Here is a 21,836-nt window from a genome sequence, read left to right as displayed (position 1 = left end):
ACCCGGGAATGTCACGGGCGGGCGCGTAGGCTCTCCGGCCATGACAACGATGTGGGGAGCGCCGCTGCACAAGCGCTGGCGGGGATCCCGTCTACGGGACCCTCGCCAGGCCGATTTCCTCACGCTCGCCTCGCTGAAATGGGTCCTGGCCAACCGCGCCTACACCCCGTGGTACCTGGTGCGGTACTGGCGGCTGCTGAAATTCAAGCTGGCCAATCCGCACGTCATCACCCGCGGCATGGTGTTCCTCGGCAAGAACGTCGAGATTCAGTGCACGCCGGAACTCGCGCAGATGGAGATCGGGCGCTGGGTGCACATCGGCGACAAGAACACGATCCGCTGCCACGAGGGATCGCTGCGCATCGGGGACAAGACGGTGCTCGGCCGCGACAACGTTATCAACACCTACCTCGACATCGAGCTCGGTGATTCCGTGCTGATGGCCGACTGGTGCTACGTCTGCGATTTCGACCACAAGATGGACAGCATCGAACTACCGATCAAGGATCAAGGCATCGTGAAGAGCCCGGTGCGGATCGGCCCGGACACCTGGCTGGCCGCCAAGGTCACCGTGCTGCGCGGCACCAGCATCGGCCGCGGATGCGTACTGGGTGCCCACGCGGTGGTCAAGGGTGAGATCCCGGACTACTCGATCGTCGTTGGCGCACCCGGCAAGGTCGTCAAGAACCGCAAGCTGTCGTGGGAGACGTCGGCGGCCGAGCGGGCCGAACTGGCCGCGGCGCTAGCCGACATCGAACGCAAGAAGGCCTCCCGCTAGTCCGCCGAAACCGCATTCCACGCGGCCGTTCCGCACCAGCGACCGCAAGGAATGCGAGTTCGGCGCGTCACCGGTCGGGCAGCGGCCGTTCCACGATCGGTCGCCGGGGCTGGGGCCTGCGCTCGGCACGCTTGGCCGCCAGGTACACCTGTGCGGTCTCGGCCGCCACGGTGTGCCACGCGAAGTCCGACGTGAGGCGTTCCCTCGCCGCGATCGCCCTCCGCTGGGCCGCCGCCGGATCATCGAGCAGCGTGCGCACCGCGGTGGCCAATGCCGCCACATCACCGGCCGGATAGGACACACCCGTCACCCCGTCGATGACCGCCTCGCCGAGTCCGCCCGCGGTGGAGGTCACCAGCGGCGTGCCGGTCGCGGCCGCTTCGAGCGCGACGATTCCGAACGGCTCGTAATGCGACGGCAGCACCGCCGCATCGGCCCGGTGCAGCAACTGCAGCAGTTCTGAATGGTCAACGCGGCCGATGAAATTCGTCGCCTTGAACACCTTGTGTTTGCGCGCCTGCTCGGTCAGGAAGTTCAGTTGCGTGCCGTCACCGGCGATGGTCAGCGTGGTGCCGGGATGGGTGCGGCGGATCCGCGGCAGCGCCGCGATGGCGTCGTGGACGCCCTTCTCGTACTCGAGGCGGCCGAAGTACAGCAGTTCCGCCGGTCCGGGGTGGGGCCGGCGGGTCGCGAAAGGCCAACCGTCGGTGTCGATCCCGTTGGGGATCACCGAGATCTCGGCGAGCTCGGGTCCGAACAGGGTGGTGATCTCCTCGCGCATCGACGCCGAACAGGTGATCAGCGAGTCCGTATCCTGGACCAGCCACGATTCCAGCGCGTGCACCTGACGGCTCACCGCGCCCGAGACCCAACCGGAGTGTCGCCCCGCCTCGGTGGCGTGGATCGTGGAAACCAAAGGCACATCGAAGAATTGGGCGAGGGTGACAGCGGGATGGGCGACCAGCCAGTCGTGCGCGTGGACGAGGTCGGGCCGCCAGTCGGCCAGCACCAGACCGGCGCGGATCATCGCGTGACCCATCGCCAGGGTCCAGGCCATCATGTCGGTGCCGAAGGTGAACTCGTGCGGATCCTCGGCGGCCGCGATCACCCGCACCCCTTCGTGGACCTCGTCGGTGGTCGGATGGGTCTGCGGATCCGTTCCGGTCGGACGCCGGCTGAGCACCACGACCTCGTGGCCGGCCGCGACGAGTTCGGTGGCCAGATGGTGCACGTGGCGGCCGAGCCCGCCGATCACCACCGGCGGGTATTCCCACGACACCAGCAGGATCTTCATGTTCATTCGGTGGGCAACCTCCGGGCGTCGAGTGCTCCGAACAGCCCGTCGGCACGGTTCCAGCCCTCGGCCAGCCGCTGCGCCTGTTCGTCGCGGCCCGAGGCCGCCGCCGCCGCGATCTCGCGCGTGGCGTGTGCATGGAGGTGGGCGCGGTAGCGCGCATAGTCGGCCGCGGAGTCCTTGCTGACCATGAACGGCCAGTCGCTCGACACCGTCAGCAAGGTCTCGCGCAGGATCTGATCGGCCACGAAATCCCTTGGGGCGGCGGCATCCAACGATGCGCCGCGGGCCAGTGCCTTGTCGACGGTGCTCAGCGCCGTGTCGACGACCTCGTTGTTCAGGTGCACCAGATCGGCCACCTTCTCACCCGACCACACCTGCCAGTCCTTGCCCGAACCCCACGAGCTGGGCGGGAGTTCCACCGGCTCGCCGACATAGCCTTCGGCGATCGCGTCCGAGAGTGTTCCGACCCGCACACCGCCGGCAGGCAGTGCCCGCAACACCCGCTCCAGCCAGACCGGGCCCTCGTACCACCAGTGGCCGAACAACTCGGTGTCGAAGGCGGCGACCACATGTGCGGGCCTGCCGATCCGCTCGCTCTCGGACTGCAGACGCCGGCGCACCGTCTCCACGAAATCAGCGACATGGACGTCGACCGCGGCATCAGCACGGGCCGGGTCATACGGCGCCTTGTCCTCCGACGGCACATTGCGGCCGGTCACCCGGGCGGGTTTGAGGCCGGTGGCGTGGTCGTAAGTATGGAAGTCGCGGTAGGCGGCGTGACCCGGATAGCCGGACCGCGGCGACCACACGCGGTAGCTGACCTGCAGATCGCGGCCGAAAGCGACGACGCCGGAATCGCCGACCGGCCTGCCCAGCGCGGTGTCGCCGCGCAACGACGGCCCGTCCACCATGAAGTGGCCCACGCCCGCCGCGGCGTAACCGGTCTCCATGCCCGGCGCATAGGCACACTCCGGCGCCCAGATGCCGGCCGGCGTGTGCGCGAACCGATGTCCGGCGTCGGCCAAGCCTTCGCGCAGCGCGAACTCGCGCAGCCGAGGGTTCAACAGCGGCTGGAACGGATGGGCCAACGGTCCGCCGAGTAGCTCGACGACCTCACCGTCGAGAAGCTCCCGGAACACCGGGCTGGCGCCGTGACGCCACAGCGAGTCAAACTCGCCGAGCTCACGCTCGGCCTCGGCGTGCTCGCGGGAACCGAACCGGCGCAAGGCTTTCGGGTCCGAGGCCGGCGAGGTCCCCGCCGCGGTGCGCATGGTCGCCGCCTCGAGCGCACGCAGCTGCCAGTTGGCCAGCCAGTGCTGCATGCCCTGCAGGCAGTACGGGTCGTCGAGCTGCGCGGCGACCACCGGTGTGACACCGAGGGTGATCAGATGGCGGCGGTCCTCGGCGGCCAGCGTGCGCAGCACCCGCACCAGGGGCAGATAGGACGCCGACCACGACTGGTACAGCCACTCCTCGCCGACCGGCCAGCGGCCGTGATGAGCCAGCCACGGCAGGTGCGTGTGCAGCACCAGAGTGAACAGCCCGGGTACCGGTGCTTTGTTCGCTCCGCTCTCCGGTGCTTTGTTCGCTCCGCTCACGGCCGCACCGCTATAGCCACCAAGTCGAGGCTGTCGTCGATGTGTCGCCCGGTTTCGCCGGCCGTCGCCTGCACCAGGTCGAAGTCGTCGATCGTGACCGATTCGATGTCCGCGAGCAGTTCTGCAGTCCACGGCGCGTCGGCCAGCGCCCGCTCGATCTGTGCGTCGATGACCGAACCGCCGTGCCGGGCGTCGATCTCGGCGAGGCGGCGCCCGTGGAACACCCCGAGCATCGCCTCCATCGTGAAACCGGCTCCTTCCAGAAGCTCGGTGAGCTCGGCGGCGTTGAGTTCGCGGGTGTGGAACGGATTGACCGGGGTGTCCCGACCGGGGGAGAACGTGATGCGGTTGGGCGTGGACATGAGCAGCACCCCGCCGGGGCGCAGGACCCTGGCGCACTCGGCCGCGAACTGGCCCTGATCCCAAAGGTGTTCGATCACCTGGAAGTTCACCACCACGTCGACCGAAGCCGTCGGCAACGGCAACTCGGCGAGGTTGCCGTGGCGCATGTCGACGCGGGGATAGCGCGCCCGCACGTGCGCCACCGCCGACTCGTCGTAGTCCAGGCCGATCACCGAACGGGCGACGTCGGCGATCAGGTCCGCGCCGTATCCCTCGCCGCAGCCGGCCTCCAGCACGTCACGGTCACGGCACCGCTCGACCAGCCGGCGGTACACCACCTCGTGGCGGCGGAACCAGTAGTTCTCCTCGGCAACCCCGGGGACGGTCCGCTCGCCGGTCAATGCCATGGGGACCGGCTCGCCGACCGGACCGCTGGTAACAGATGCGCTCATTGCAAGGCAGGCTAACCCGTAACCGACCGATGGCGAACTCTTCGTGAGCACCATCTGATCGCCGCCCTGACTGAACGCAAACATCGACCAGCTATGGTGTTCGTGCGAAGCACCCAAAGTTACCCGCGGGTAACATCGTGGTGCCTGCGGCAATCGTGGTATGGCGGGTCGACCACCGGCCCCTTTCGAGGAGGACGAACCAGAGTCATGACGAACATCGTGGTCCTGATCAAACAGGTCCCAGACACATGGTCTGAGCGCAAGTTGTCCGACGGTGACTACACCCTGGACCGGGAGGCCGCCGACGCTGTGCTCGACGAGATCAACGAGCGCGCCGTCGAAGAGGCACTCCTGATCAAGGAGCGCGAGGGCGGCGACAGCACGGTCACGGTCCTGACGGCCGGTCCCGAGCGGGCCACCGAGGCGATCCGCAAGGCGTTGTCGATGGGCGCCGACAAGGCCGTGCACCTGGTCGACGAGGGCATGCACGGCTCCGACATGGTCCAGACGGGCTGGGCGCTGGCTCGCGCGCTGGGCACCATCGAGGGCACCGAGCTGGTGCTCGCGGGCAACGAGGCCACCGACGGCACCGGCGGCGCCGTACCGGCGATCATCGCCGAGTACCTCGGCCTGCCGCAGCTGACCCACGTGCGCAAGCTGACCGTCGAGAACGGCAAGGTCACCGCCGAGCGTGAGACCGACGACGGTGTCTTCACCCTCGAGGCCTCGCTGCCGGCCGTGGTCAGCGTGAACGAGAAGATCAACGAACCCCGCTTCCCGTCCTTCAAGGGCATCATGGCCGCGAAGAAGAAGGAAGTCACCAAGCTGACATTGGCCGACATCGGCGTCGAGAGTGACGAGGTAGGCGTGGCCAACGCCGGGTCGAAGGTGCTGTCCTCGACGCCGAAGCCGCCCAAGACCGCGGGCGAGAAGGTCACCGACGAGGGCGACGGCGGCACCAAGATCGCCGAGTACCTGGTTGCCCAGAAAATCATCTAGAACCTTCCCATCGACAGACAGACATAGAGGCAAACGAACCCATGGCTGAAGTACTTGTGCTCACCGAGCACGCTGAAGGTGCGCTGAAAAAGGTCACCTCCGAACTGATCACCGCCGCCCGCGCGCTCGGTGAACCCGCCGCCGTCGTGGTCGGCAAGCCGGGCACCGCCGAGGGCCTGATCGACGGCCTGAAGTCGGCCGGTGCGGCGAAGATCTACGTCGCCGAGTCCGACGACGCCGAGAACTACCTGATCACCCCGTACGTGGACGTGCTGGCCGCGCTGGCCGAGTCCGCCACGCCGGCGGCGGTGCTGCTGGCGTCCAGTGCTGACGGCAAGGAGATCGCAGGTCGGCTCGCGGCCCGCATCGGCTCGGGCATCCTGAGCGACGTCGTCGAGGTCAAGGAGGGCGGCAAGGGCATCCACTCGATCTTCGGTGGTGCCTTCACCGTCGAGGCCGAGGCCGTCGGGGACACCCCGATCATCACCGTGCGCCCCGGTTCCGTCGAGGCCCAGCCTGCCGACGGTGCAGGAGAGGTCGTCAACGTCGACGTGCCCGCCCCGGCCGAGAACGCCACCAAGATCACCTCGCGAGAGCCTGCGGTGGCCGGCGACCGTCCGGAGCTCACCGAGGCCACCGTCGTGGTGTCGGGCGGCCGTGGCGTCGGCAGTGCCGAGAACTTCGGCATCGTCGAGGATCTCGCGGACTCGCTCGGTGGCGCGGTGGGCGCCTCGCGTGCCGCGGTCGACTCGGGTTACTACCCTGGCCAGTTCCAGGTCGGCCAGACCGGTAAGACCGTGTCGCCGCAGCTGTACATCGCCTTGGGCATCTCCGGGGCGATCCAGCACCGCGCCGGCATGCAGACCTCGAAGACCATCATCGCGGTCAACAAAGACGAGGAAGCGCCGATCTTCGAGATCGCCGACCTCGGCATCGTCGGTGACCTGTTCAAGGTGACGCCGCAGCTGACCGACGCGGTGAAGGCCCGCAAGGGCTGAGTTCCGCTGCGCGAGCAGACACAAAATCGCACGTTTCGCCTCGCGGACGTGCGATTTTGTGTCTGGTGGGTTGGACACCGCGGGTTCCCTCACAGGTAGCCGAGGGTCAGTATTGACCCATGAGGATTTCAGTTGTCGGGGCCACCGGCCTCATCGGCTCGAAGGTGGTCGACCTGCTGCAGCGCGACGGTCACGACGTCGTGGCGGCATCGCGTTCGTCGGGGGCCGACGTGCTCACCGGCGAGGGCCTCACCGAGGCCCTCACCGGCGCCGACGTCCTCGTCGACGTCACCAATTCCCCGTCGTTCGACGACGACCCGGTGATGGATTTCTTCACCCGGTCCTCGGCGAACCTGGTCAACGCCGCCCGGGATTCGGGTGTCCGGCACTACGTCGCGCTGTCGATCGTCGGCGCCGACGGACTGCCCGCGAGTGGCTATATGCGCGCAAAAGTCGTGCAGGAGGAGACGATCGCCACATCCGGTCTGCCCTTCAGCATCGTGCGCGCCACCCAGTTTCAGGAGTTCGCCGACGCGATCGTCGGCTCGATGCAGGACGGCGACGAGGTGCGGGTGCCGGATGCCCGGATCCAGCCGATCGCCGCCGATGACGTCGCCCTCGAGGTGGTCCGCGTCGCCGTCGCCGCGCCCGTCAACGGGGTCGTGAACGTCGGCGGGCCGGAGAAGATCTCGTTCGCCGACCTGGTGCGCACGGTATTGGCCGGGCGGGGTGCCGACAAGACGGTCGTCGTCGATCCGCGGTCCACGTACTTCGGCACTCCCGTCGACGACACGAGCTTGGTCACCGGCGACGGCGCCGTGCTGGGCACCGTTCGGTTCGACGCCCGGCCGACGGCGGGCTGAACGGGCCAAGACGTCACCTGGCGCTCACGGACACGACACGCGCTGGACGCCCTGACGAGAGGCGGCTGCACGAGCGTGGCGCCATGAGCACTGCTTCTGTACTCATCGCCCCCGACGACATCGATCACGCGCAGCGCGGATCCGCCCCGTCCACGCCCCGCTACAGCCTGCTGTTGTGCACCGACGGCGACTCCATCGAGGCCGCGCAGCGGTTGCGCTACGACGTGTTCAGCACCGAGCCCGGCTTCGCGCTCGCCGGCGACGGCAATTCCGGCGGTCTGGACGCCGACCGGTTCGACGAATACTGCGATCATCTGCTCGTCCGCGACGACGCCACCGGCGAACTGGTCGGCTGCTACCGGATGCTGCCGCCGCCCGGTGCGATCGCCGCAGGCGGGCTGTACACGGCGACCGAGTTCGACGTCACCGCCCTCGACCCGCTCCGGCCCTCGCTGGTCGAAATGGGCCGCGCTGTGGTGCGTGAGGGACACCGCAACGGTGCCGTGGTGCTGCTGATGTGGGCGGGCATCCTCGCCTACCTGGACCGCAGTGGCTACGACTACGTGGCCGGATGCGTCTCGGTGCCCGTCGCGGATCCCGCCGGTCGCAGCCCGGCTGGCAGCCACCTGCGCGGCGTGCGCGACTTCGTCAACCGCCGGCACGCCGCGCCCGCCGAACACACCGTGTACCCGTACCGGCCCGTGATGGTCGACGGTCGCACCCTCGACGAGATCGACCCACCCGCCCGGTTGTCGGTGCCGGCCCTGATGCGCGGATATCTGAGATTGGGCGCCCAGGTGTGCGGCGAACCCGCCCACGACCCGGATTTCGGCGTCGGCGACTTCCCCGCGCTGCTCGGCAAGCAGGACGCCGACACGCGGTACCTGCGCCGGCTCCGCTCGGTCGGGATGGCTTCGGCCGCGGTCGCCGACGGGACGCGGTCATGAACCTGACCCGCGAACACGCGTGGCTGCAGCGCGCGACCTGCGGCGCGCGGTGTGTGCACACTGGAGCCGACGGCCCCGGCCGGCGCTGGGTGGTCGCCGTGCGCACCACGGTGCGCGTCTGCGCAGCAGCCACGCTGTTCGCCGGAGTGTGGCTGCTGGCACTGCCGCTGCCCGGCCGGTCGCATCTGCAGCGCGGGTACTGCCGGCTGATGCTCCGCAGTCTCGGTGTGCGGATGTCCGTGTCAGGAGGGCCGATACGCAACCTGCGGGGCGTGCTGGTGGTCAGCGGGCACGTGTCGTGGCTGGACGTCTTCGCCATCGCGACGGTGCTGCCCGGTTCCTTCGTCGCCCGCGCCGACCTCGTCGACTGGCCCGCGCTCGGTCCGATCGTCCGGCTCATGAAGGTGATCCCGATCGACCGGGCCCGGTTGCGCCGGCTGCCGGCGGTGGTGGCCGCAGTCGCCAATCGGCTCAGGGCAGGGGACACGGTGGTCGCGTTTCCGGAAGGCACCACCTGGTGCGGGCTGAGCTACGGCCGGTTCCGCCCGGCGATGTTCCAGGCCGCGATCGACGCGGGACGCCCGGTGCAGCCACTGCGGCTCAGTTACCGGCACAAGGACGGCCGGGCGTCCACCGTGCCGGCCTTCGTGGGGGACGACACGTTGCTGACCTCTATCAGGCGGGTGATCACCGCACGCCGCACCGTCTGCCACATCCACGTCGACTCGCTGCAACTGCCGGGCGTCGACCGCCGTGACCTGGCGGCCCGCTGTGAGGCCGCCGTCCGCGGCGGGGACGGATTCGCCGCCCCCGGCGGGGCGGGACTCGACCGCCGGGCGATCTCCGACTGCGCCGAGGGTCACTGCATGGTGGCCTGAGCGCGATGGCGGCCGCCCATTCTGCGACGGCTATCCTTGAACGGTTATGTCTTCGCCGGTCTACCTCGACCACGCCGCCACCACCCCGATGCGCCCCGCCGCCATCGAGGCCATGACGGTTGCCATGGCGACGGTGGGCAACGCCGCCTCGCTGCACGGCTCGGGGCGCATGGCCCGGCGCAGGCTGGAGGAGTCCCGCGAGACCCTGGCCCAGCTGCTGGGCGCGCGCCCGTCGGAAGTGATCTTCACCGCCGGTGGCACCGAGAGTGACAACCTCGCAATCAAGGGCATCTACTGGGCGCGGCGCCGTTCGTCGCCGCAACGGCGCCGGATCGTCACCACCCCGGTCGAGCACCATGCGGTGCTGGACGCGGTGGAGTGGCTGGTCGAGCACGAGGACGCCGAGGTCACCTGGTTGCCGGTCGACCGGTACGGCGCCGTCGATCCGTCCGACGTGCGTTCGGCGGTCGGCGATCCCTCCGATGTCGCGCTGATCTCGGTGATGTGGGCCAACAACGAGGTCGGCACCATCATGCCTGTCTCTGAAATCGCCTCTGTCGCAAGTGAATTCAGCATACCGATGCATAGCGATGCGATCCAGGTGGTCGGTCAGCTGCCGGTGGACTTCGCCGCCAGCGGCCTGTCGGCGATGAGCGTCACCGCGCACAAGTTTGGCGGCCCCACCGGTGTGGGCGCACTGCTGCTGCGCCGCGAGACCGCGTGCGTTCCGCAGCTGCACGGCGGAGGTCAGGAGCGTGACGTCCGTTCGGGGACACAGGATGTCGCCGGCGTGATGGGTATGGCCGCAGCCGCGCGTGTCGCCGTCGACGGAATGGACACCGCGGCCGAGCGGATCCGCGCGCTGCGCGACAGGCTGATCGACGGCGTGCTCGACACCATCGACGACGTCGACGTCAACGGTGCACCGGGGCCGGGGCGGTTACCGGGCAACGCACACTTCACGTTCCGCGGCTGCGAGGGCGATTCGCTGCTGATGTTGCTGGACGCCAAGGGAATCGAATGCTCAACGGGGTCGGCGTGCACAGCCGGGGTGGCGCAGCCGTCCCATGTGCTGACCGCGATGGGCGCCGATCCGGCCAGTGCCCGCGGCTCGCTGCGGCTGTCGCTCGGGCACACCAGCACCGACGCCGACGTCGACGCCGTGCTCGACGTGCTGCCCGCCGCCGTGGAACGTGCACGAGCGGCCGCGCTGGCCAGTTCGGGGCGGCAGTAGCCATGCGGGTGCTCGTCGCGATGAGCGGTGGCGTGGACTCCTCGGTGGCCGCCGCCAGAATGGTCGATGCCGGACACGACGTGGTCGGGGTGCATCTGGCGCTGTCGACGGCGCCAGGCACGCTCCGCACCGGATCCCGCGGTTGTTGTTCCAAGGAGGATGCCGGCGATGCGCGCCGGGTCGCCGATGTGCTCGGTATCCCGTTCTACGTGTGGGATTTCGCCGACCGCTTCAAAGAGGACGTGATCGACGACTTCGTCGAGTCCTACGCGCGCGGCGAGACGCCGAATCCGTGTGTGCGCTGCAATGAGCGGATCAAGTTCTCGGCGCTGGCCGCCCGCGCGCTGGCGCTGGGATTCGACGCGCTGGCCACCGGGCACTACGCGCGGTTGGCCGACGGCCGGTTGCGGCGCGCGGTCGACCACGACAAAGACCAGTCCTACGTGCTGGCGGTGCTGACCGCCGAGCAGTTGCGCCACGCGGTGTTCCCGATCGGGGACACCCCGAAGTCCGCGATCCGCGAGGAGGCGGCACGGCGAGGCCTGGCGGTCGCCGACAAGGCCGACAGCCACGACATCTGCTTCATCCCGTCCGGCGACACCAAGGCGTTCCTCGGAGCCCGCATCGGCGTGCGCCGCGGTGCGGTGGTCGACGCCGCCGGCGCCGTGCTCGCCGAGCACGACGGCGTGCACGGGTTCACCATCGGTCAGCGCAAGGGCCTCGGCATCCCCGGCCCCGGCCCTGACGGCCGTCCGCGCTATGTGACGGGGATCGACGCGACCACCGGCACCGTGCAGGTCGGTGACCTCGACGACCTGGAGGTCACCCGGCTCGTCGGCGATGCGCCGGTGTTCACCTCGGGTGCCGCACCCGCCGGGCCGGTCGAGTGCGCCGTGCAGGTCCGCGCGCACGGCGGGGTGGTCGGGGCGGTCGCCGAACTCGGCGACGGTGTGCTTGAGGTGAATCTGCGCAGCCCGCTGCGTGGCGTGGCGCCGGGGCAGACCGTGGTGCTGTACCGGCCCGACCCGGACGGCGACGAGGTGCTCGGCAGCGCGACCATCCGCACCGCCCGCTGACCGTTCACCCCGGAACGTCGACCAGGATGTTGGTCATCACCAGCTCGGGCACCGACTCCGGGAACCCGCAGAAGGTGACTTCGACGAGCACCGCCGACTTCACCCGGTAGTCGCGCCCGCAGTCGCCGGGTCTGGTGTGCACCGAGTCGGCGGTGGTCGTCACCGCGCCGACCAATGCGCGGCCGGGGCTCGTCGCGGCGCAGCCGTCGATCTGGGCGACGACCGAATCGAAGGCCCGTTGCGCGGTGCCGGCATCCCGGTAGCCGGCCGCGCCCTGTGAGATCAGCGCGCCCCGCGGGGGATTCTGGTAGGTCAGTTTGTGGAACTCCTCGACCTCGGGTCCGAACACCCGGGTCTCGGCGTAAATCCAATCACATTGCGGCGGAACGGTTCCGATCATGAAATCGATGTCGACCGGCGCCTTGCTGTCGGTTCCCGGAATCGCGGTCAGATGTTCGCCGGCGCCGGTCACCGCCTGCATCTGAGGGCGATCGAGCAGGATGGCGTCCACGTCCACCGGCGAGCGGGAGCCCTCGTCCACGCCGGGGGCGGCGCGGGTCGGCGACCCGGTCACCTGCTGTGCGCATCCAGCGGCCAGGATCGCCACGGCGCACCACAGTGGCACCGATACACGGCCCGTCATGTACTGACCATAGTGGGTCCAATATCGTCGTACGAGTGAGTGTTTTCGCGACCGCGACCGGTATCGGATCCTGGCCGGGCACGTCGGCCAGGGACGCCGCGGAGGTGGTCGTCGGTGAACTGCACCGCCTTCCGCACCTGGTGGAGCTTCCCGGGCGGGGTGTCGGGGCAGACATGATCGGCCGGGCGGGTGCGCTGCTCGTCGACATCGGCCTCGACATCGTGCCTCGCGGTTACCGCATCGCCCAGGGCCGTAGTTCGGCGACCCGCCGCGCCGCCGGTCTACTCGACGAGGACATGGACGCTCTCGAAGAGGCCTGGGAGAAGGCCGGGCTGCGCGGTACGGGCCGGGTGGTCAAGGTGCAGGCGCCGGGACCGGTGACGCTGGCGGCGCAGCTGGAGCTCGGCGGGGGACACCGCGCGATCACCGACCGAGGCGCCGTCCGGGACCTGACGACGTCGCTGGCCGAGGGGGTGGCCGCGCACCGGGCAGAGCTCGCCCGCCGGCTGGAGAGCCCGATCGTGGTTCAGTTCGACGAACCGTCGCTGCCGGCGGCACTGGCGGGCCGGCTCACCGGGGTCACCAGTCTGAACCCGGTGCATCCCGTGGACGAGTCTTTGGTCACCGCGCTGCTCGACGAGTGCGCAGAGGCGGTCGGCGGTGAAGCCGCGGTGCACTGCTGTGCTGCCGAGGTGCCGTGGAAGGTGTTGCAGCGCAGTGTGATAAGCGCCGTTTCTGTGGACCTTGGCACGCTCACCGCCGCAGATCTGGACGGGATCGGCGAGTTCGTCGAGTCCGACCGCACGGTGCTTCTCGGTGCGGTGCCCGCCACGGCCCCCGACCCCCGACCGGCGGCAGAACAGATCGCCGCGTCGGTGGCCACGGTGACCGACCGACTCGGGTTCGCCCGCGACGTGCTGCGCAGCCGGATCGGGATCACTCCGGCCTGCGGACTCGCCGGTGCGACAGTGACCTGGGCGCGCAGCGCAATCGAATTGTCGCAGCAGGCCGTTGACAGACTGGTCGACGACCCCGAGGGGATCTGAAACGGTCGACCCTTGGTACGGACTCGTCTACTCTCGGGTAGGCGCTGATCGAGATCGGTCACGGGTAGAGCGCCGCACGTCACGGGGATGGTGCTGTTGTCTGGGAAGTGCTCGAGTCGACACGGTGCCGGGGACTGTCTCGACGGTGAGATCCCGCGCCTGCTCGCGCTGGACTCCTTCGAGATCCTCGACACCGCCGCTGAAGAGTCGTTCGACGGTCTGACGATGCTTGCTGCGCACGTGTGCGAGATGCCGATGGCGCTCATCGGCTTCATCGACGCCGCCCGCCAGTGGGTGAAATCCCGCCATGGCGTGGACATCACGGAGACCGCCCGGGAGCACTCGCTCTGCGCGCACACCATCGCGGATGCGGCCCTGCTCGAAATTCCGGACACCCACCGGGATCCGAGGTTCGTCGACCACCCGATGGTCACGACGGCGCCGCACGTGCGGTTTTACGCCGGGGTGCCGCTGGTCACCGAGGACGGACACGCGGTGGGCACCCTCTGTGTCATGGACCGGACACCCCGCACGTTGTCCGACGTTCAGCGCACACACCTGCAAACCTTGGCCGGGCAGGTGATGAACCTGCTGGAGCTGCGCAGCCGGGCCCGCCTGTACGCCTCCGAGATCAAGCGGCGCCTGGCCGCGGACTCCGCGCTGCACGCCCAGCAGCGGATGATCGAAGCGGTGCTGGAACACACCGACGTGCTGGTCTTCGCCAAGGACGTCGACGGCCGATTCGTGATGGCCAATCGCGCACTGGAACACGTCACGGGCGCCGGCCGGACGTTGATCGGCGGGACCGATCACGACTTCTTCGACCCGCAGATCGCCGACGACTACCGCCGCAACGATCTGCAGATCATGGAAAGCCGGGAGTGGCGCGTGTTCACCGAGGAGGTCGTGCACCAGGACGGTTCGGCGCACATCTACCGCTCGTCGAAGTTCCCGTTGTTCGACGACCGTGGCGAGGTGATCGGCACCGGCGGGGTCTCGACCGACGTGACAGAGTTGGCCACCGCGCGCGCCGCGCACGCCGAGGCCGAACAGCGGTGGCGGGCACTGGTCGAGCAGTCACCTGCCGCGGTCGTGGTCGCCAACGTCGACGGCAGCCTGTCCTACGTCAACGGCGAAGCGGTCACGCTGCTGGGCGGGCAGTCCGCCGAGCAGATCACCTCGGTTCCCGGCCTGGAGTTCGTGCCGGAACGCTTTCGCTCGACCGCGCGCAGGCTGTTGGACGAGGTCACCGCCGGCGGACGCCTGGAGCGCTCCCAACGCGGCACGCTGTTGCGGATGGACGGCACCGAGATCGCGGTGGAGTTCAACGTGACGACGATCGATCACGCCGGGGAAGTGAGCGTCCAGCTGGAGGTGCGTGACGTGTCCGCGATCGCCGCGGTGCACGCCGCGCTCAAACACTCCGCGTCCACCGACCCGTTGACCGGTGTGCTGAACCGGCGCGCGTGGGACACCCGGGTGGCTGCACTGCTGGCCGATGCCGACGGTGCACCGATGACGGTGGCCGTCATCGATCTCGACAACTTCAAGGCGTTCAACGACACCCGTGGACACACCGTCGGGGACGCGCTGCTGCAGCACTTCGCGACAGCGGCGAGCGCATCGATCCGCAGCGGCGACATCTTCGCGCGCTGGGGCGGCGAGGAGTTCATCGTCGCACTGCCCGACACCACACCCGAGCAGGCCGAAAAGATCCTGCACCGGTTGCGCCAGTGTGTGTCGTTCGGTCAGACGTGCTCGATCGGCTACACCGCCCACACCCCGGCCGACACCCTGGTCGCCACCGTGTCCCGCGCCGACAGCGCCCTCTATGAGGCGAAAAGCCGTGGCAGGAACCAAATCTGGCGGCTAGACCGCGCCTAGGCGCGCAGGTCTTTGCGCAGGATCTTGCCGGAGGCCGATTTCGGGATCGCGTCGATGAACTCGACCTGACGGACTTTCTTATAGGGCGCGACCTGGCCGGCGACGAACTCCATGACCTCGTCTGCGGTGAGGGTCGCGTCGGGCTGCTTGACCACGAACGCCTTCGGCACCTCCTCGCCTTCGTCGTCGTGCACGCCGATCACCGCGGCGTCGGCGATGCCGGGATGGGTCAGCAGCACCGCTTCGAGCTCGGCGGGCGGCACCTGGTAGCCCTTGTACTTGATCAGCTCCTTGAGCCGGTCGACGATGTACACCAGTCCCTTGGCGTCGATCTGGGCCAGATCACCGGTGTGCAGCCAGCCGTCGTCGTCGATGGTGGTGCGGGTGGCCTCGTCGTTGTTGAGGTACCCGGCCATCACGTTGGGGCCTTTGAACCACAGCTCGCCGGTCTGGCTCAGACCCTCGTCGGGGATCGGGATCTCCTTGCCGGTCTCCGGGTCGACGAGTTTGGAGGCCGCGTTGGGCACCGTCCAGCCCACCGAACTCAGCGGCGCCTCGTCGTGCATGTCGACCAGGCCGCCGTCGAACGGGGTGATGTGGCTGACGGGGCTGAGCTCACTCATGCCGTAACCCTGAACCACCTTGCAGTCCAGGCGCTTCGCGACGGCGTGGCCGAGATCGGCGTCGAGCGGGGCGGCCCCCGACATCACGACGTTGAGCGAGGACAAATCGTGCTCGTCGACCAGCGGGTGCTTGGCCAGCGCCACCGCCACCGGCGGTGCGATGAACGCGATGGTGCAGCGGTGTTCGGCGATGTTGCGCAGGAATTCGCCGAGGTCGAAACTCGGCATGATGACCAGCCTGGCGCGCGAGTGCAGCGCGGCGTTGAGCAGCACAGTCATCCCGTAGATGTGGAAGAACGGCAGCACGGCCAGCACGACGTCGTCGGGCTCCATGCCGTGCAGCGGGCGGATCTGGGCGACGTTGGCGACCAGGTTGCGGTGCGTCAGCATCACACCCTTGGGGTTGCCCGTCGTCCCGGAACTGTAGGGCAGCACCGCAAGATGTGATGACGGCGCGAAATTCACCTGCGGCGCAGGCATTCCCGACGCCAGCAGGTCGGCCGCGTTGGGATGACCCGCCCCCTCGCCGGAGCCGTCACGGCCGGCGCCGTCGAGCACCACCAGATCCTCGTCGGACAGCCCGGCCGCCGCCGCGCCCTCCTTGGCCTGCGGGAGCAGAGCCGTCACCGTAAGAAGCATGCCGGCCCCGGAGTCGGTGAGCTGCTTGGCGATGTCCTTGGCGGTGAACAGCGCGTTGATCGTCGTCGCCGTGGCACCGGCACGCAGGATGCCGTGGAAGGCGACGGCGAACGCCGAGCTGTTGGGGGCGAGCAGCCCGACCACATCGCCGACGCCGATGCCGCGCTGGGCCAGCGCTCCGGCGAACGAGTCGATCCGGGCTATCATCTCGCGGTAGGTGGTGTGTCTGCCCGACCTCGCGTCGATCAGCGCCACCCGGTCGAGGTGAGGGTCGTCGGGTCCGGAGATGTCGGCGAAAAGGTAGTCGTAGACGCTGGCGGTCGGGATGTCGACTTCGGGGAAAGGGCTGGGAAAGGTCATGGTGACTCCGATCGAACCATGCCGTGGGCCCCGTCGGCCCGCCGTTGGTCGAGCTGCCTGACGAGTTTTTTCGAGGCCGCCATCCGGAAGGATGCGTCGACGAGTTCGGCGACCTCCGTCCAGTCCACCTTCGCCGCGGTCAGGTCCAGCCCCAGCCAACCGAACGGACCGAGGTAGGCCGGGAGGAAGAACCGGCGGTCCTGCTCGAGCGCCTTGCGGTCACTGTCGTCGACTTTCACCAGCACCGAATGCGGATGCTCGGTGAACTCACCCTTCGCGGCGCCTTTGACACTGCCTCCGTAGACGGTGAACATCTTCGGCGCGCAGAACACCGGCCGGCCCCAGGAGACTTTCTCGAACGCCTCGGGGAACCCGAGCGCGATGTCGCGGACCTCGGCCAGACCCATGTCGTCCTCGCCGAACATCAACGGATGAGGCATGTGTGCAGCCTACGCAGGGGTCTGTGTCGGGAGCCTTCGATAGCCTTCCAGGGTGAGTCCCGAGGCGACCCCGGATCCCGAGGCAGTGCTGGCCGAGCAGGCCGACGACCCGCGCGACGCGGATCTGCGGCGCCAGTGGCAGGAGCTCGCCGACGAGGTGCGCGACCATCAGTTCCGCTATTACGTGCGCGACGCTCCGATCATCACCGACGCCGAGTTCGACGCGATGCTGCGCAGGCTGCAGGCCCTCGAAGACGACCATCCCGAGCTGCGCACCCCCGACTCGCCGACCCAGCTCGTGGGCGGTGCCGGGTTCGCGACGGACTTCACCCCCGCCGAGCATCTGGATCGGATGCTCAGCCTGGACAATGTTTTCACCCCCGACGAGCTCGCCGCGTGGGCCGCCCGCATCAAGACCGAGATCGGGGCGAGCGCGCAGTATCTCTGCGAGCTGAAGATCGACGGGGTGGCGCTGGCCCTGGTCTACCGCGACGGTCGGCTCGAGCGCGCGGCCACCCGCGGTGACGGTCGTACCGGTGAGGACGTCACGCTCAATGCTCGCACGATCGACGATATTCCTGAACGGCTCAGCGGCACAGACGAATTCCCGCTTCCGGCGGTGCTCGAAGTACGCGGCGAGGTGTTCTTCAGGGTGGCCGACTTCGAGGACCTCAACGCCGGGTTGGTCGCCGAGGGTAAACCGCCGTTCGCCAACCCGCGCAACAGCGCGGCCGGCTCACTGCGCCAGAAGAATCCCGCCGTCACCGCACGGCGCCGGTTGCGGATGATCTGCCACGGCCTGGGCCACATCGAGGGTTCTGAGGGATTCCCCTTCACCTCCCTGCACGAGGCGTACCGCGCGCTCAAGGCGTGGGGGCTGCCGGTCTCGTCAAACACCGCCCAGGTGAAGGGCCTGGACGCGGTCACCGAACGGATCGCCTACTGGGGCGAGCACCGCCACGACGTCGAGCACGAGATCGATGGCGTCGTGGTCAAAGTCGACGACGTCGCACTGCAGCGGCGGCTCGGGGCGACCTCGCGCGCACCGCGCTGGGCGGTGGCTTACAAGTACCCGCCGGAAGAGGCGCAGACCAAGCTGCTCGATATCCGGGTCAACGTCGGGCGCACCGGGCGCGTGACCCCCTTCGCCTACATGGAACCGGTCAAGATCGCCGGATCCACCGTCGGGCTGGCCACGCTGCACAACGGTTCTGAGGTCAAACGCAAGGGTGTGCTGATCGGTGACACCGTGGTGATCCGCAAGGCCGGCGACGTGATCCCCGAGGTGCTCGGCCCGGTCGTCGACCTGCGGGACGGCAGCGAACGCGAGTTCCACATGCCGACCCACTGCCCGGAATGCGGCACCAAGCTGGCCCCGGCCAAGGAGGGCGACGCCGACATTCGCTGCCCGAACTCGCGGACCTGCCCGGCACAGTTGCGGGAGCGGGTCTTTCACGTCGCCGGCCGTGGCGCCTTCGACATCGAAGGGCTCGGCTACGAAGCGGCGACGGCGCTGCTGCAGGCAGGCGCGATCGGCGACGAGGGCGACCTGTTCGATCTCACCGCCGAAGATCTGTTGCGCACCGAGCTGTTCACCACCAAAGCCGGTGAGCTCTCGGCCAACGGCAAGCGGCTGTTGGCCAATCTGGGTAAGGCGAAATCCCAACCGCTGTGGCGGGTGCTCGTCGCCCTGTCGATTCGCCACGTCGGGCCGACCGCGGCGCGGGCGCTGGCCACCGAGTTCGGCAGCCTCGACGCGATCATGGCCGCCTCCGAGGAACAGCTGGCCGCCACCGAAGGGGTGGGGCCGACGATCGCGGCGGCGGTCACCGAATGGTTCACCGTCGACTGGCACCACGCCATCGTCGACAAGTGGCGCACGGCCGGGGTCCGCATGGCCGACGAGCGCGACGCCAGCATCGAACGCACCCTCGAGGGCCTCTCGATCGTGGTCACGGGCTCGCTTGCCGGCTTCAGCCGCGACGAGGCCAAGGAGGCGATCATCGCCCGCGGCGGCAAAGCGGCCGGATCGGTATCGAAGAAGACCGCGTACGTCGTGGCCGGTGATTCGCCGGGGTCCAAGTACGACAAGGCCATTGAACTGGGTGTGCCGGTGCTCGACGAGGACGGCTTCCGCCGGCTGCTGGAGAACGGACCCGACGCCGCGCCGGACGGCGACACCGGCGACGGTTGAGTCGCCGGTCAGCCGATGATGGTGGTGACGATCCCGGCCAGGTAGCCCAGGCGGGCGACCTCGCTGGGCCGGAACGCCGGGCCGCCGGGGCGGCCGAGCATGATCGCGGTCCGCGGGTCGGCCAGCGGTGCAGCGGCCAGCGTGGTGTCCATGTCCCGCCACACCTGGGGCACCCAATCCGCGGTGCCGTCCAGGGCCACCGCACGTTCCAGCGGCAGCCAGGGTGTCTCGGCGGCCTGAGTCTCGGGTGCGCCCGGGCTGCCGACCACACGCTCGGAGCCGGTGTCGGTCAGTTGCACCACGGTGCACCAGCCGACGCGCAACACCCGTGGCGCCTCGTCGACGAGCACCTGCAGCCGGGTGCGTCTGCCGTGCGCGGCCGCGACGTGGTCGATCAACTCGAGTTCACGATGTGCTTCCAGCAGGCCGGTGTGCGGGCGGATGCTGTCGACGTAGACGCCGTTGAGGTTCTCGGCTGCGGTGATCAGCATGTCGGGCATCGCCCCGGCGGGCAGTTCGACCACCAGGTCGTCGATCGCGTAACCGGCGCCGCGCTCCACCACGTCGAGGGACAGGATGTCGGCGCCCACCGAGCCGAGCGCGACGGCCAGGGAACCCAGGCTGCCCGGCCGGTCCGCCAGCTGAACCCGCAGCAGATAGGAAGGCACGGCCAACACTGTGTCACGGTCCGGGCGGGGCGGGCGACTCGGGCGGCGGCGCCCGGGCCCGGTTGAACTAGGCTTGATGGTCGTGTCACAGATCTCCCGAGACGAGGTAGCCCACCTGGCGCGCCTCGCCCGACTCGCCCTGACCGACAGCGAACTGGACAGCTTCGCCGGTCAGCTGGACGCCATCCTCGCTCACGTCAGCCAGATCCAGGCCGTCGACGTCACCGGCGTCGAAGCCACCGACAACCCGCTGAAGGACGTGAACGTGTTCCGGCCCGACGACCCGCAGCCGAGCCTGTCCCAGGAAGAGGCGCTGGCAGCCGCGCCGAAAGCCGTTGACGGCCGCTTCGCGGTGCCGCGGATCCTGGGGGAGCCCGAATGAGTCTCATCAAGCTCGATGCGGCAACCCTCGGCGAGAAGATCGCCGCCAAAGAGGTGTCCTCGACCGAGGTGACGCAGGCCTTCCTGGACCAGATCGCCGACACCGATGAGCGCTACCACGCGTTCTTGCACGTCGCCGCGGAGCGGGCGCTGGACGCCGCGGCCACCGTCGACAAGTCTCTCGCCGCCGGTGAAAGGCCCGCCTCGCCGCTGGCCGGTGTCCCGCTGGCGCTCAAAGACGTCTTCACCACGACCGACATGCCCACCACCTGCGGATCGAAGATCCTGGAGGGCTGGACCTCGCCGTACGACGCCACCGTCACCGCGAAGCTGCGGGCCGCCGGCATCCCGATCCTCGGCAAGACGAACATGGACGAGTTCGCGATGGGATCGTCGACCGAGAACTCGGCCTACGGGCCCACCCGCAATCCGTGGAACGTCGACCGGGTGCCCGGCGGGTCGGGCGGCGGCAGCGCCGCCGCGCTGGCCGCCTTCCAGGCCCCGCTGGCCATCGGCACCGACACCGGCGGATCGATCCGTCAGCCCGCCGCGCTGACCGCCACCGTCGGGGTCAAACCGACTTACGGCACCGTGTCCCGCTACGGGCTGGTGGCGTGCGCGTCTTCGCTCGATCAGGGCGGCCCGTGTGCGCGCACGGTCCTGGACACCGCGCTGCTGCACCAGGTGATCGCGGGTCACGATCCGCGCGACTCGACGTCAGTGAACGCCGAGGTGCCCGACGTCGTCGCCGCGGCGCGCGCCGGTGCGCACGGCGACCTCAAGGGGGTGCGCATCGGGGTGGTCAAGCAGTTGCGCAGTGGCGAGGGCTACCAGCCGGGCGTGCTCGAGTCGTTCAACGCCGCCGTCGAGCAGTTGACCGCGCTCGGCGCGCAGGTCAGCGAGGTCGATTGCCCGCACTTCGACCACTCGCTGTCGGCCTACTACCTGATCCTGCCCTCGGAGGTGTCGTCGAACCTCGCGAAGTTCGACGGCATGCGGTACGGGTTGCGGGCCGGCGACGACGGCACCCGCAGCGCCGAAGAGGTCATGGCGATCACCCGTGCAGTCGGGTTCGGGCCAGAGGTCAAGCGCCGCATCATGATCGGCACGTACGCGTTGTCTGCCGGCTATTACGACGCCTATAACAACCAGGCCCAGAAGGTACGCACGTTGATCGCCCGTGACCTCGACGAGGCATATCAGAAGGTCGACGTCTTGGTGACCCCCACTACTCCTTCTACGGCGTTCCCGCTCGGCGAGAAGGTCGACGATCCGCTGGCGATGTACCTGTTCGACCTGTGCACGCTGCCGCTGAACCTGGCCGGCCACTCCGGGATGTCGGTGCCGTCGGGCCTCGCGGCCGACGACAATCTTCCCGTGGGCCTGCAGATCATGGCCCCGGCACTGGCCGACGACCGGCTCTACCGGGTGGGTGCGGCCTACGAAACCGCGAGAGGACCGCTGCCGACCGCGCTCTGAGCGGGTTAGATGGAGCC

The 21,836-nt window shown here is 69.0% G+C and carries 20 protein-coding genes; 13 read left to right on the top strand and 7 right to left on the bottom strand.

Annotated features, from left to right (window positions below):
- Positions 1 to 40: 40 nt before the first annotated feature.
- Complete coding sequence (locus tag ACXMYJ_RS03660; protein WP_260751365.1) at positions 41 to 778, top strand: acyltransferase; 738 nt, start codon at positions 41 to 43, stop codon at positions 776 to 778.
- 67 nt (positions 779 to 845) lie between these two features.
- Here the strand turns inward: ACXMYJ_RS03660 and ACXMYJ_RS03655 are convergent, their stop codons facing one another.
- The 3 genes from ACXMYJ_RS03655 to ACXMYJ_RS03645 are packed head-to-tail and all read right to left on the bottom strand — an operon-like array spanning position 846 to position 4,467.
- Positions 846 to 2,072 (bottom strand): glycosyltransferase family 4 protein, encoded by a 1,227-nt coding sequence (locus ACXMYJ_RS03655; protein ID WP_260758024.1) that lies wholly within the window; start codon positions 2,070 to 2,072, stop codon positions 846 to 848.
- 2 nt (positions 2,073 to 2,074) lie between these two features.
- On the bottom strand, positions 2,075 to 3,673 hold the full coding sequence (locus tag ACXMYJ_RS03650; protein ID WP_460354032.1) for a 1,4-alpha-glucan branching protein domain-containing protein: 1,599 nt from the start codon (positions 3,671 to 3,673) through the stop codon (positions 2,075 to 2,077).
- Complete coding sequence (locus tag ACXMYJ_RS03645) at positions 3,670 to 4,467, bottom strand: class I SAM-dependent methyltransferase (protein ID WP_260751366.1); 798 nt, start codon at positions 4,465 to 4,467, stop codon at positions 3,670 to 3,672. Before ACXMYJ_RS03645 ends, ACXMYJ_RS03650 begins: the two co-directional genes overlap by 4 nt.
- Before the next feature lie 207 nt (positions 4,468 to 4,674).
- On the opposite strand from ACXMYJ_RS03645, the gene ACXMYJ_RS03640 reads away from it, so the two are divergent.
- The 7 genes from ACXMYJ_RS03640 to mnmA all read left to right on the top strand — a co-directional run bounded on the left by ACXMYJ_RS03640 (position 4,675) and on the right by mnmA (position 11,462).
- Positions 4,675 to 5,466: an electron transfer flavoprotein subunit beta/FixA family protein gene (locus ACXMYJ_RS03640; RefSeq protein ID WP_260751367.1), complete on the top strand. Its 792-nt coding sequence runs from the start codon at positions 4,675 to 4,677 to the stop codon at positions 5,464 to 5,466.
- 41 nt (positions 5,467 to 5,507) lie between these two features.
- Positions 5,508 to 6,464, top strand: a complete 957-nt coding sequence (locus ACXMYJ_RS03635; RefSeq protein ID WP_260751368.1) for an electron transfer flavoprotein subunit alpha/FixB family protein — start codon at positions 5,508 to 5,510, stop codon at positions 6,462 to 6,464.
- Between the two features lie 119 nt (positions 6,465 to 6,583).
- Positions 6,584 to 7,327, top strand: a complete 744-nt coding sequence (locus tag ACXMYJ_RS03630; RefSeq protein ID WP_460354028.1) for an SDR family oxidoreductase — start codon at positions 6,584 to 6,586, stop codon at positions 7,325 to 7,327.
- An 83-nt stretch (positions 7,328 to 7,410) separates the two neighbouring features.
- Positions 7,411 to 8,274 carry a GNAT family N-acetyltransferase gene (locus ACXMYJ_RS03625; protein ID WP_260751370.1) on the top strand — a complete coding sequence of 288 codons (864 nt, stop codon included), beginning with the start codon at positions 7,411 to 7,413 and terminating at the stop codon, positions 8,272 to 8,274.
- Positions 8,271 to 9,152, top strand: a complete 882-nt coding sequence (locus tag ACXMYJ_RS03620) for a lysophospholipid acyltransferase family protein (protein ID WP_260751371.1) — start codon at positions 8,271 to 8,273, stop codon at positions 9,150 to 9,152. The genes ACXMYJ_RS03625 and ACXMYJ_RS03620 overlap by 4 nt, the downstream gene beginning before the upstream one ends.
- 46 nt (positions 9,153 to 9,198) lie before the next feature.
- Positions 9,199 to 10,386, top strand: coding sequence for a cysteine desulfurase family protein (locus ACXMYJ_RS03615; RefSeq protein WP_460354025.1), 1,188 nt, complete (start codon positions 9,199 to 9,201; stop codon positions 10,384 to 10,386).
- Between the two features lie 2 nt (positions 10,387 to 10,388).
- Entirely contained in the window at positions 10,389 to 11,462 is a 1,074-nt protein-coding gene (gene mnmA / locus ACXMYJ_RS03610; RefSeq protein ID WP_460354022.1) for a tRNA 2-thiouridine(34) synthase MnmA, read from the top strand.
- Positions 11,463 to 11,466: 4 nt separating this feature from the next.
- On the opposite strand, the gene ACXMYJ_RS03605 is transcribed toward mnmA, so the two are convergent.
- A complete protein-coding gene (locus ACXMYJ_RS03605) occupies positions 11,467 to 12,105 on the bottom strand; it encodes a sensor domain-containing protein (RefSeq protein WP_260751374.1) in 639 nt (212 codons plus the stop codon).
- Between the two features lie 35 nt (positions 12,106 to 12,140).
- Between ACXMYJ_RS03605 and ACXMYJ_RS03600 the strand changes: the two genes are divergently transcribed.
- Both ACXMYJ_RS03600 and ACXMYJ_RS03595 read left to right on the top strand, forming a co-directional pair.
- Entirely contained in the window at positions 12,141 to 13,151 is a 1,011-nt protein-coding gene (locus ACXMYJ_RS03600; protein ID WP_260751375.1) for a uroporphyrinogen decarboxylase/cobalamine-independent methonine synthase family protein, read from the top strand.
- A gap of 87 nt (positions 13,152 to 13,238) precedes the next feature.
- Entirely contained in the window at positions 13,239 to 15,035 is a 1,797-nt protein-coding gene (locus ACXMYJ_RS03595; protein ID WP_443186670.1) for a sensor domain-containing diguanylate cyclase, read from the top strand.
- Here ACXMYJ_RS03595 and ACXMYJ_RS03590 read toward each other — a convergent pair.
- Both ACXMYJ_RS03590 and ACXMYJ_RS03585 read right to left on the bottom strand, forming a co-directional pair.
- On the bottom strand, positions 15,032 to 16,657 hold the full coding sequence (locus tag ACXMYJ_RS03590; protein ID WP_443186671.1) for a 4-coumarate--CoA ligase family protein: 1,626 nt from the start codon (positions 16,655 to 16,657) through the stop codon (positions 15,032 to 15,034). The genes ACXMYJ_RS03595 and ACXMYJ_RS03590 overlap by 4 nt on opposite strands.
- A complete protein-coding gene (locus tag ACXMYJ_RS03585) occupies positions 16,654 to 17,097 on the bottom strand; it encodes an MmcQ/YjbR family DNA-binding protein (protein ID WP_260751378.1) in 444 nt (147 codons plus the stop codon). The genes ACXMYJ_RS03590 and ACXMYJ_RS03585 overlap by 4 nt, the downstream gene beginning before the upstream one ends.
- A gap of 88 nt (positions 17,098 to 17,185) precedes the next feature.
- Between ACXMYJ_RS03585 and ligA the strand changes: the two genes are divergently transcribed.
- Positions 17,186 to 19,291 carry an NAD-dependent DNA ligase LigA gene (gene ligA, locus ACXMYJ_RS03580; RefSeq protein WP_260758026.1) on the top strand — a complete coding sequence of 702 codons (2,106 nt, stop codon included), beginning with the start codon at positions 17,186 to 17,188 and terminating at the stop codon, positions 19,289 to 19,291.
- Between the two features lie 8 nt (positions 19,292 to 19,299).
- Here ligA and ACXMYJ_RS03575 read toward each other — a convergent pair whose 3' ends face one another.
- Positions 19,300 to 19,959, bottom strand: a complete 660-nt coding sequence (locus ACXMYJ_RS03575) for an ACT domain-containing protein (RefSeq protein ID WP_443186672.1) — start codon at positions 19,957 to 19,959, stop codon at positions 19,300 to 19,302.
- Positions 19,960 to 20,041: 82 nt separating this feature from the next.
- Between ACXMYJ_RS03575 and gatC the strand changes: the two genes are divergently transcribed.
- Both gatC and gatA read left to right on the top strand, forming a co-directional pair.
- Positions 20,042 to 20,341, top strand: coding sequence for an Asp-tRNA(Asn)/Glu-tRNA(Gln) amidotransferase subunit GatC (gene gatC / locus ACXMYJ_RS03570; protein WP_260758027.1), 300 nt, complete (start codon positions 20,042 to 20,044; stop codon positions 20,339 to 20,341).
- The gene (gene gatA / locus ACXMYJ_RS03565; RefSeq protein ID WP_260751380.1) at positions 20,338 to 21,819 is read left to right on the top strand and encodes an Asp-tRNA(Asn)/Glu-tRNA(Gln) amidotransferase subunit GatA; all 1,482 of its coding nucleotides are present in this window, start codon (positions 20,338 to 20,340) and stop codon (positions 21,817 to 21,819) included. Before gatC ends, gatA begins: the two co-directional genes overlap by 4 nt.
- Positions 21,820 to 21,836 lie beyond the last annotated feature (17 nt).

This window comes from Mycobacterium sp. ZZG (assembly GCF_054786995.1).
The sequence above is the reverse complement of the archived record's forward strand: the minus strand, read 5'-3'. Positions and strand labels throughout refer to the sequence as shown.

Excerpts from the sequence above, each read along its gene's own strand:
- gatA (WP_260751380.1), top strand. The coding sequence starts at position 20,338 with ATGAGTCTCATCAAGCTCGATGCGGCAACCCTCGGCGAGAAGATCGCC.
- ACXMYJ_RS03620 (WP_260751371.1), top strand. The coding sequence starts at position 8,271 with ATGAACCTGACCCGCGAACACGCGTGGCTGCAGCGCGCGACCTGCGGC.
- ACXMYJ_RS03660 (WP_260751365.1), top strand. The coding sequence starts at position 41 with ATGACAACGATGTGGGGAGCGCCGCTGCACAAGCGCTGGCGGGGATCC.
- ACXMYJ_RS03625 (WP_260751370.1), top strand. The coding sequence starts at position 7,411 with ATGAGCACTGCTTCTGTACTCATCGCCCCCGACGACATCGATCACGCG.
- ACXMYJ_RS03590 (WP_443186671.1), bottom strand. The coding sequence starts at position 16,657 with ATGACCTTTCCCAGCCCTTTCCCCGAAGTCGACATCCCGACCGCCAGC.
- mnmA (WP_460354022.1), top strand. The coding sequence starts at position 10,389 with ATGCGGGTGCTCGTCGCGATGAGCGGTGGCGTGGACTCCTCGGTGGCC.
- ACXMYJ_RS03640 (WP_260751367.1), top strand. The coding sequence starts at position 4,675 with ATGACGAACATCGTGGTCCTGATCAAACAGGTCCCAGACACATGGTCT.
- ACXMYJ_RS03630 (WP_460354028.1), top strand. The coding sequence starts at position 6,584 with ATGAGGATTTCAGTTGTCGGGGCCACCGGCCTCATCGGCTCGAAGGTG.
- ACXMYJ_RS03585 (WP_260751378.1), bottom strand. The coding sequence starts at position 17,097 with ATGCCTCATCCGTTGATGTTCGGCGAGGACGACATGGGTCTGGCCGAG.
- ACXMYJ_RS03645 (WP_260751366.1), bottom strand. The coding sequence starts at position 4,467 with ATGAGCGCATCTGTTACCAGCGGTCCGGTCGGCGAGCCGGTCCCCATG.
- ACXMYJ_RS03655 (WP_260758024.1), bottom strand. The coding sequence starts at position 2,072 with ATGAAGATCCTGCTGGTGTCGTGGGAATACCCGCCGGTGGTGATCGGC.
- ACXMYJ_RS03595 (WP_443186670.1), top strand. The coding sequence starts at position 13,239 with ATGGTGCTGTTGTCTGGGAAGTGCTCGAGTCGACACGGTGCCGGGGAC.
- ACXMYJ_RS03635 (WP_260751368.1), top strand. The coding sequence starts at position 5,508 with ATGGCTGAAGTACTTGTGCTCACCGAGCACGCTGAAGGTGCGCTGAAA.
- ACXMYJ_RS03605 (WP_260751374.1), bottom strand. The coding sequence starts at position 12,105 with ATGACGGGCCGTGTATCGGTGCCACTGTGGTGCGCCGTGGCGATCCTG.
- ACXMYJ_RS03615 (WP_460354025.1), top strand. The coding sequence starts at position 9,199 with ATGTCTTCGCCGGTCTACCTCGACCACGCCGCCACCACCCCGATGCGC.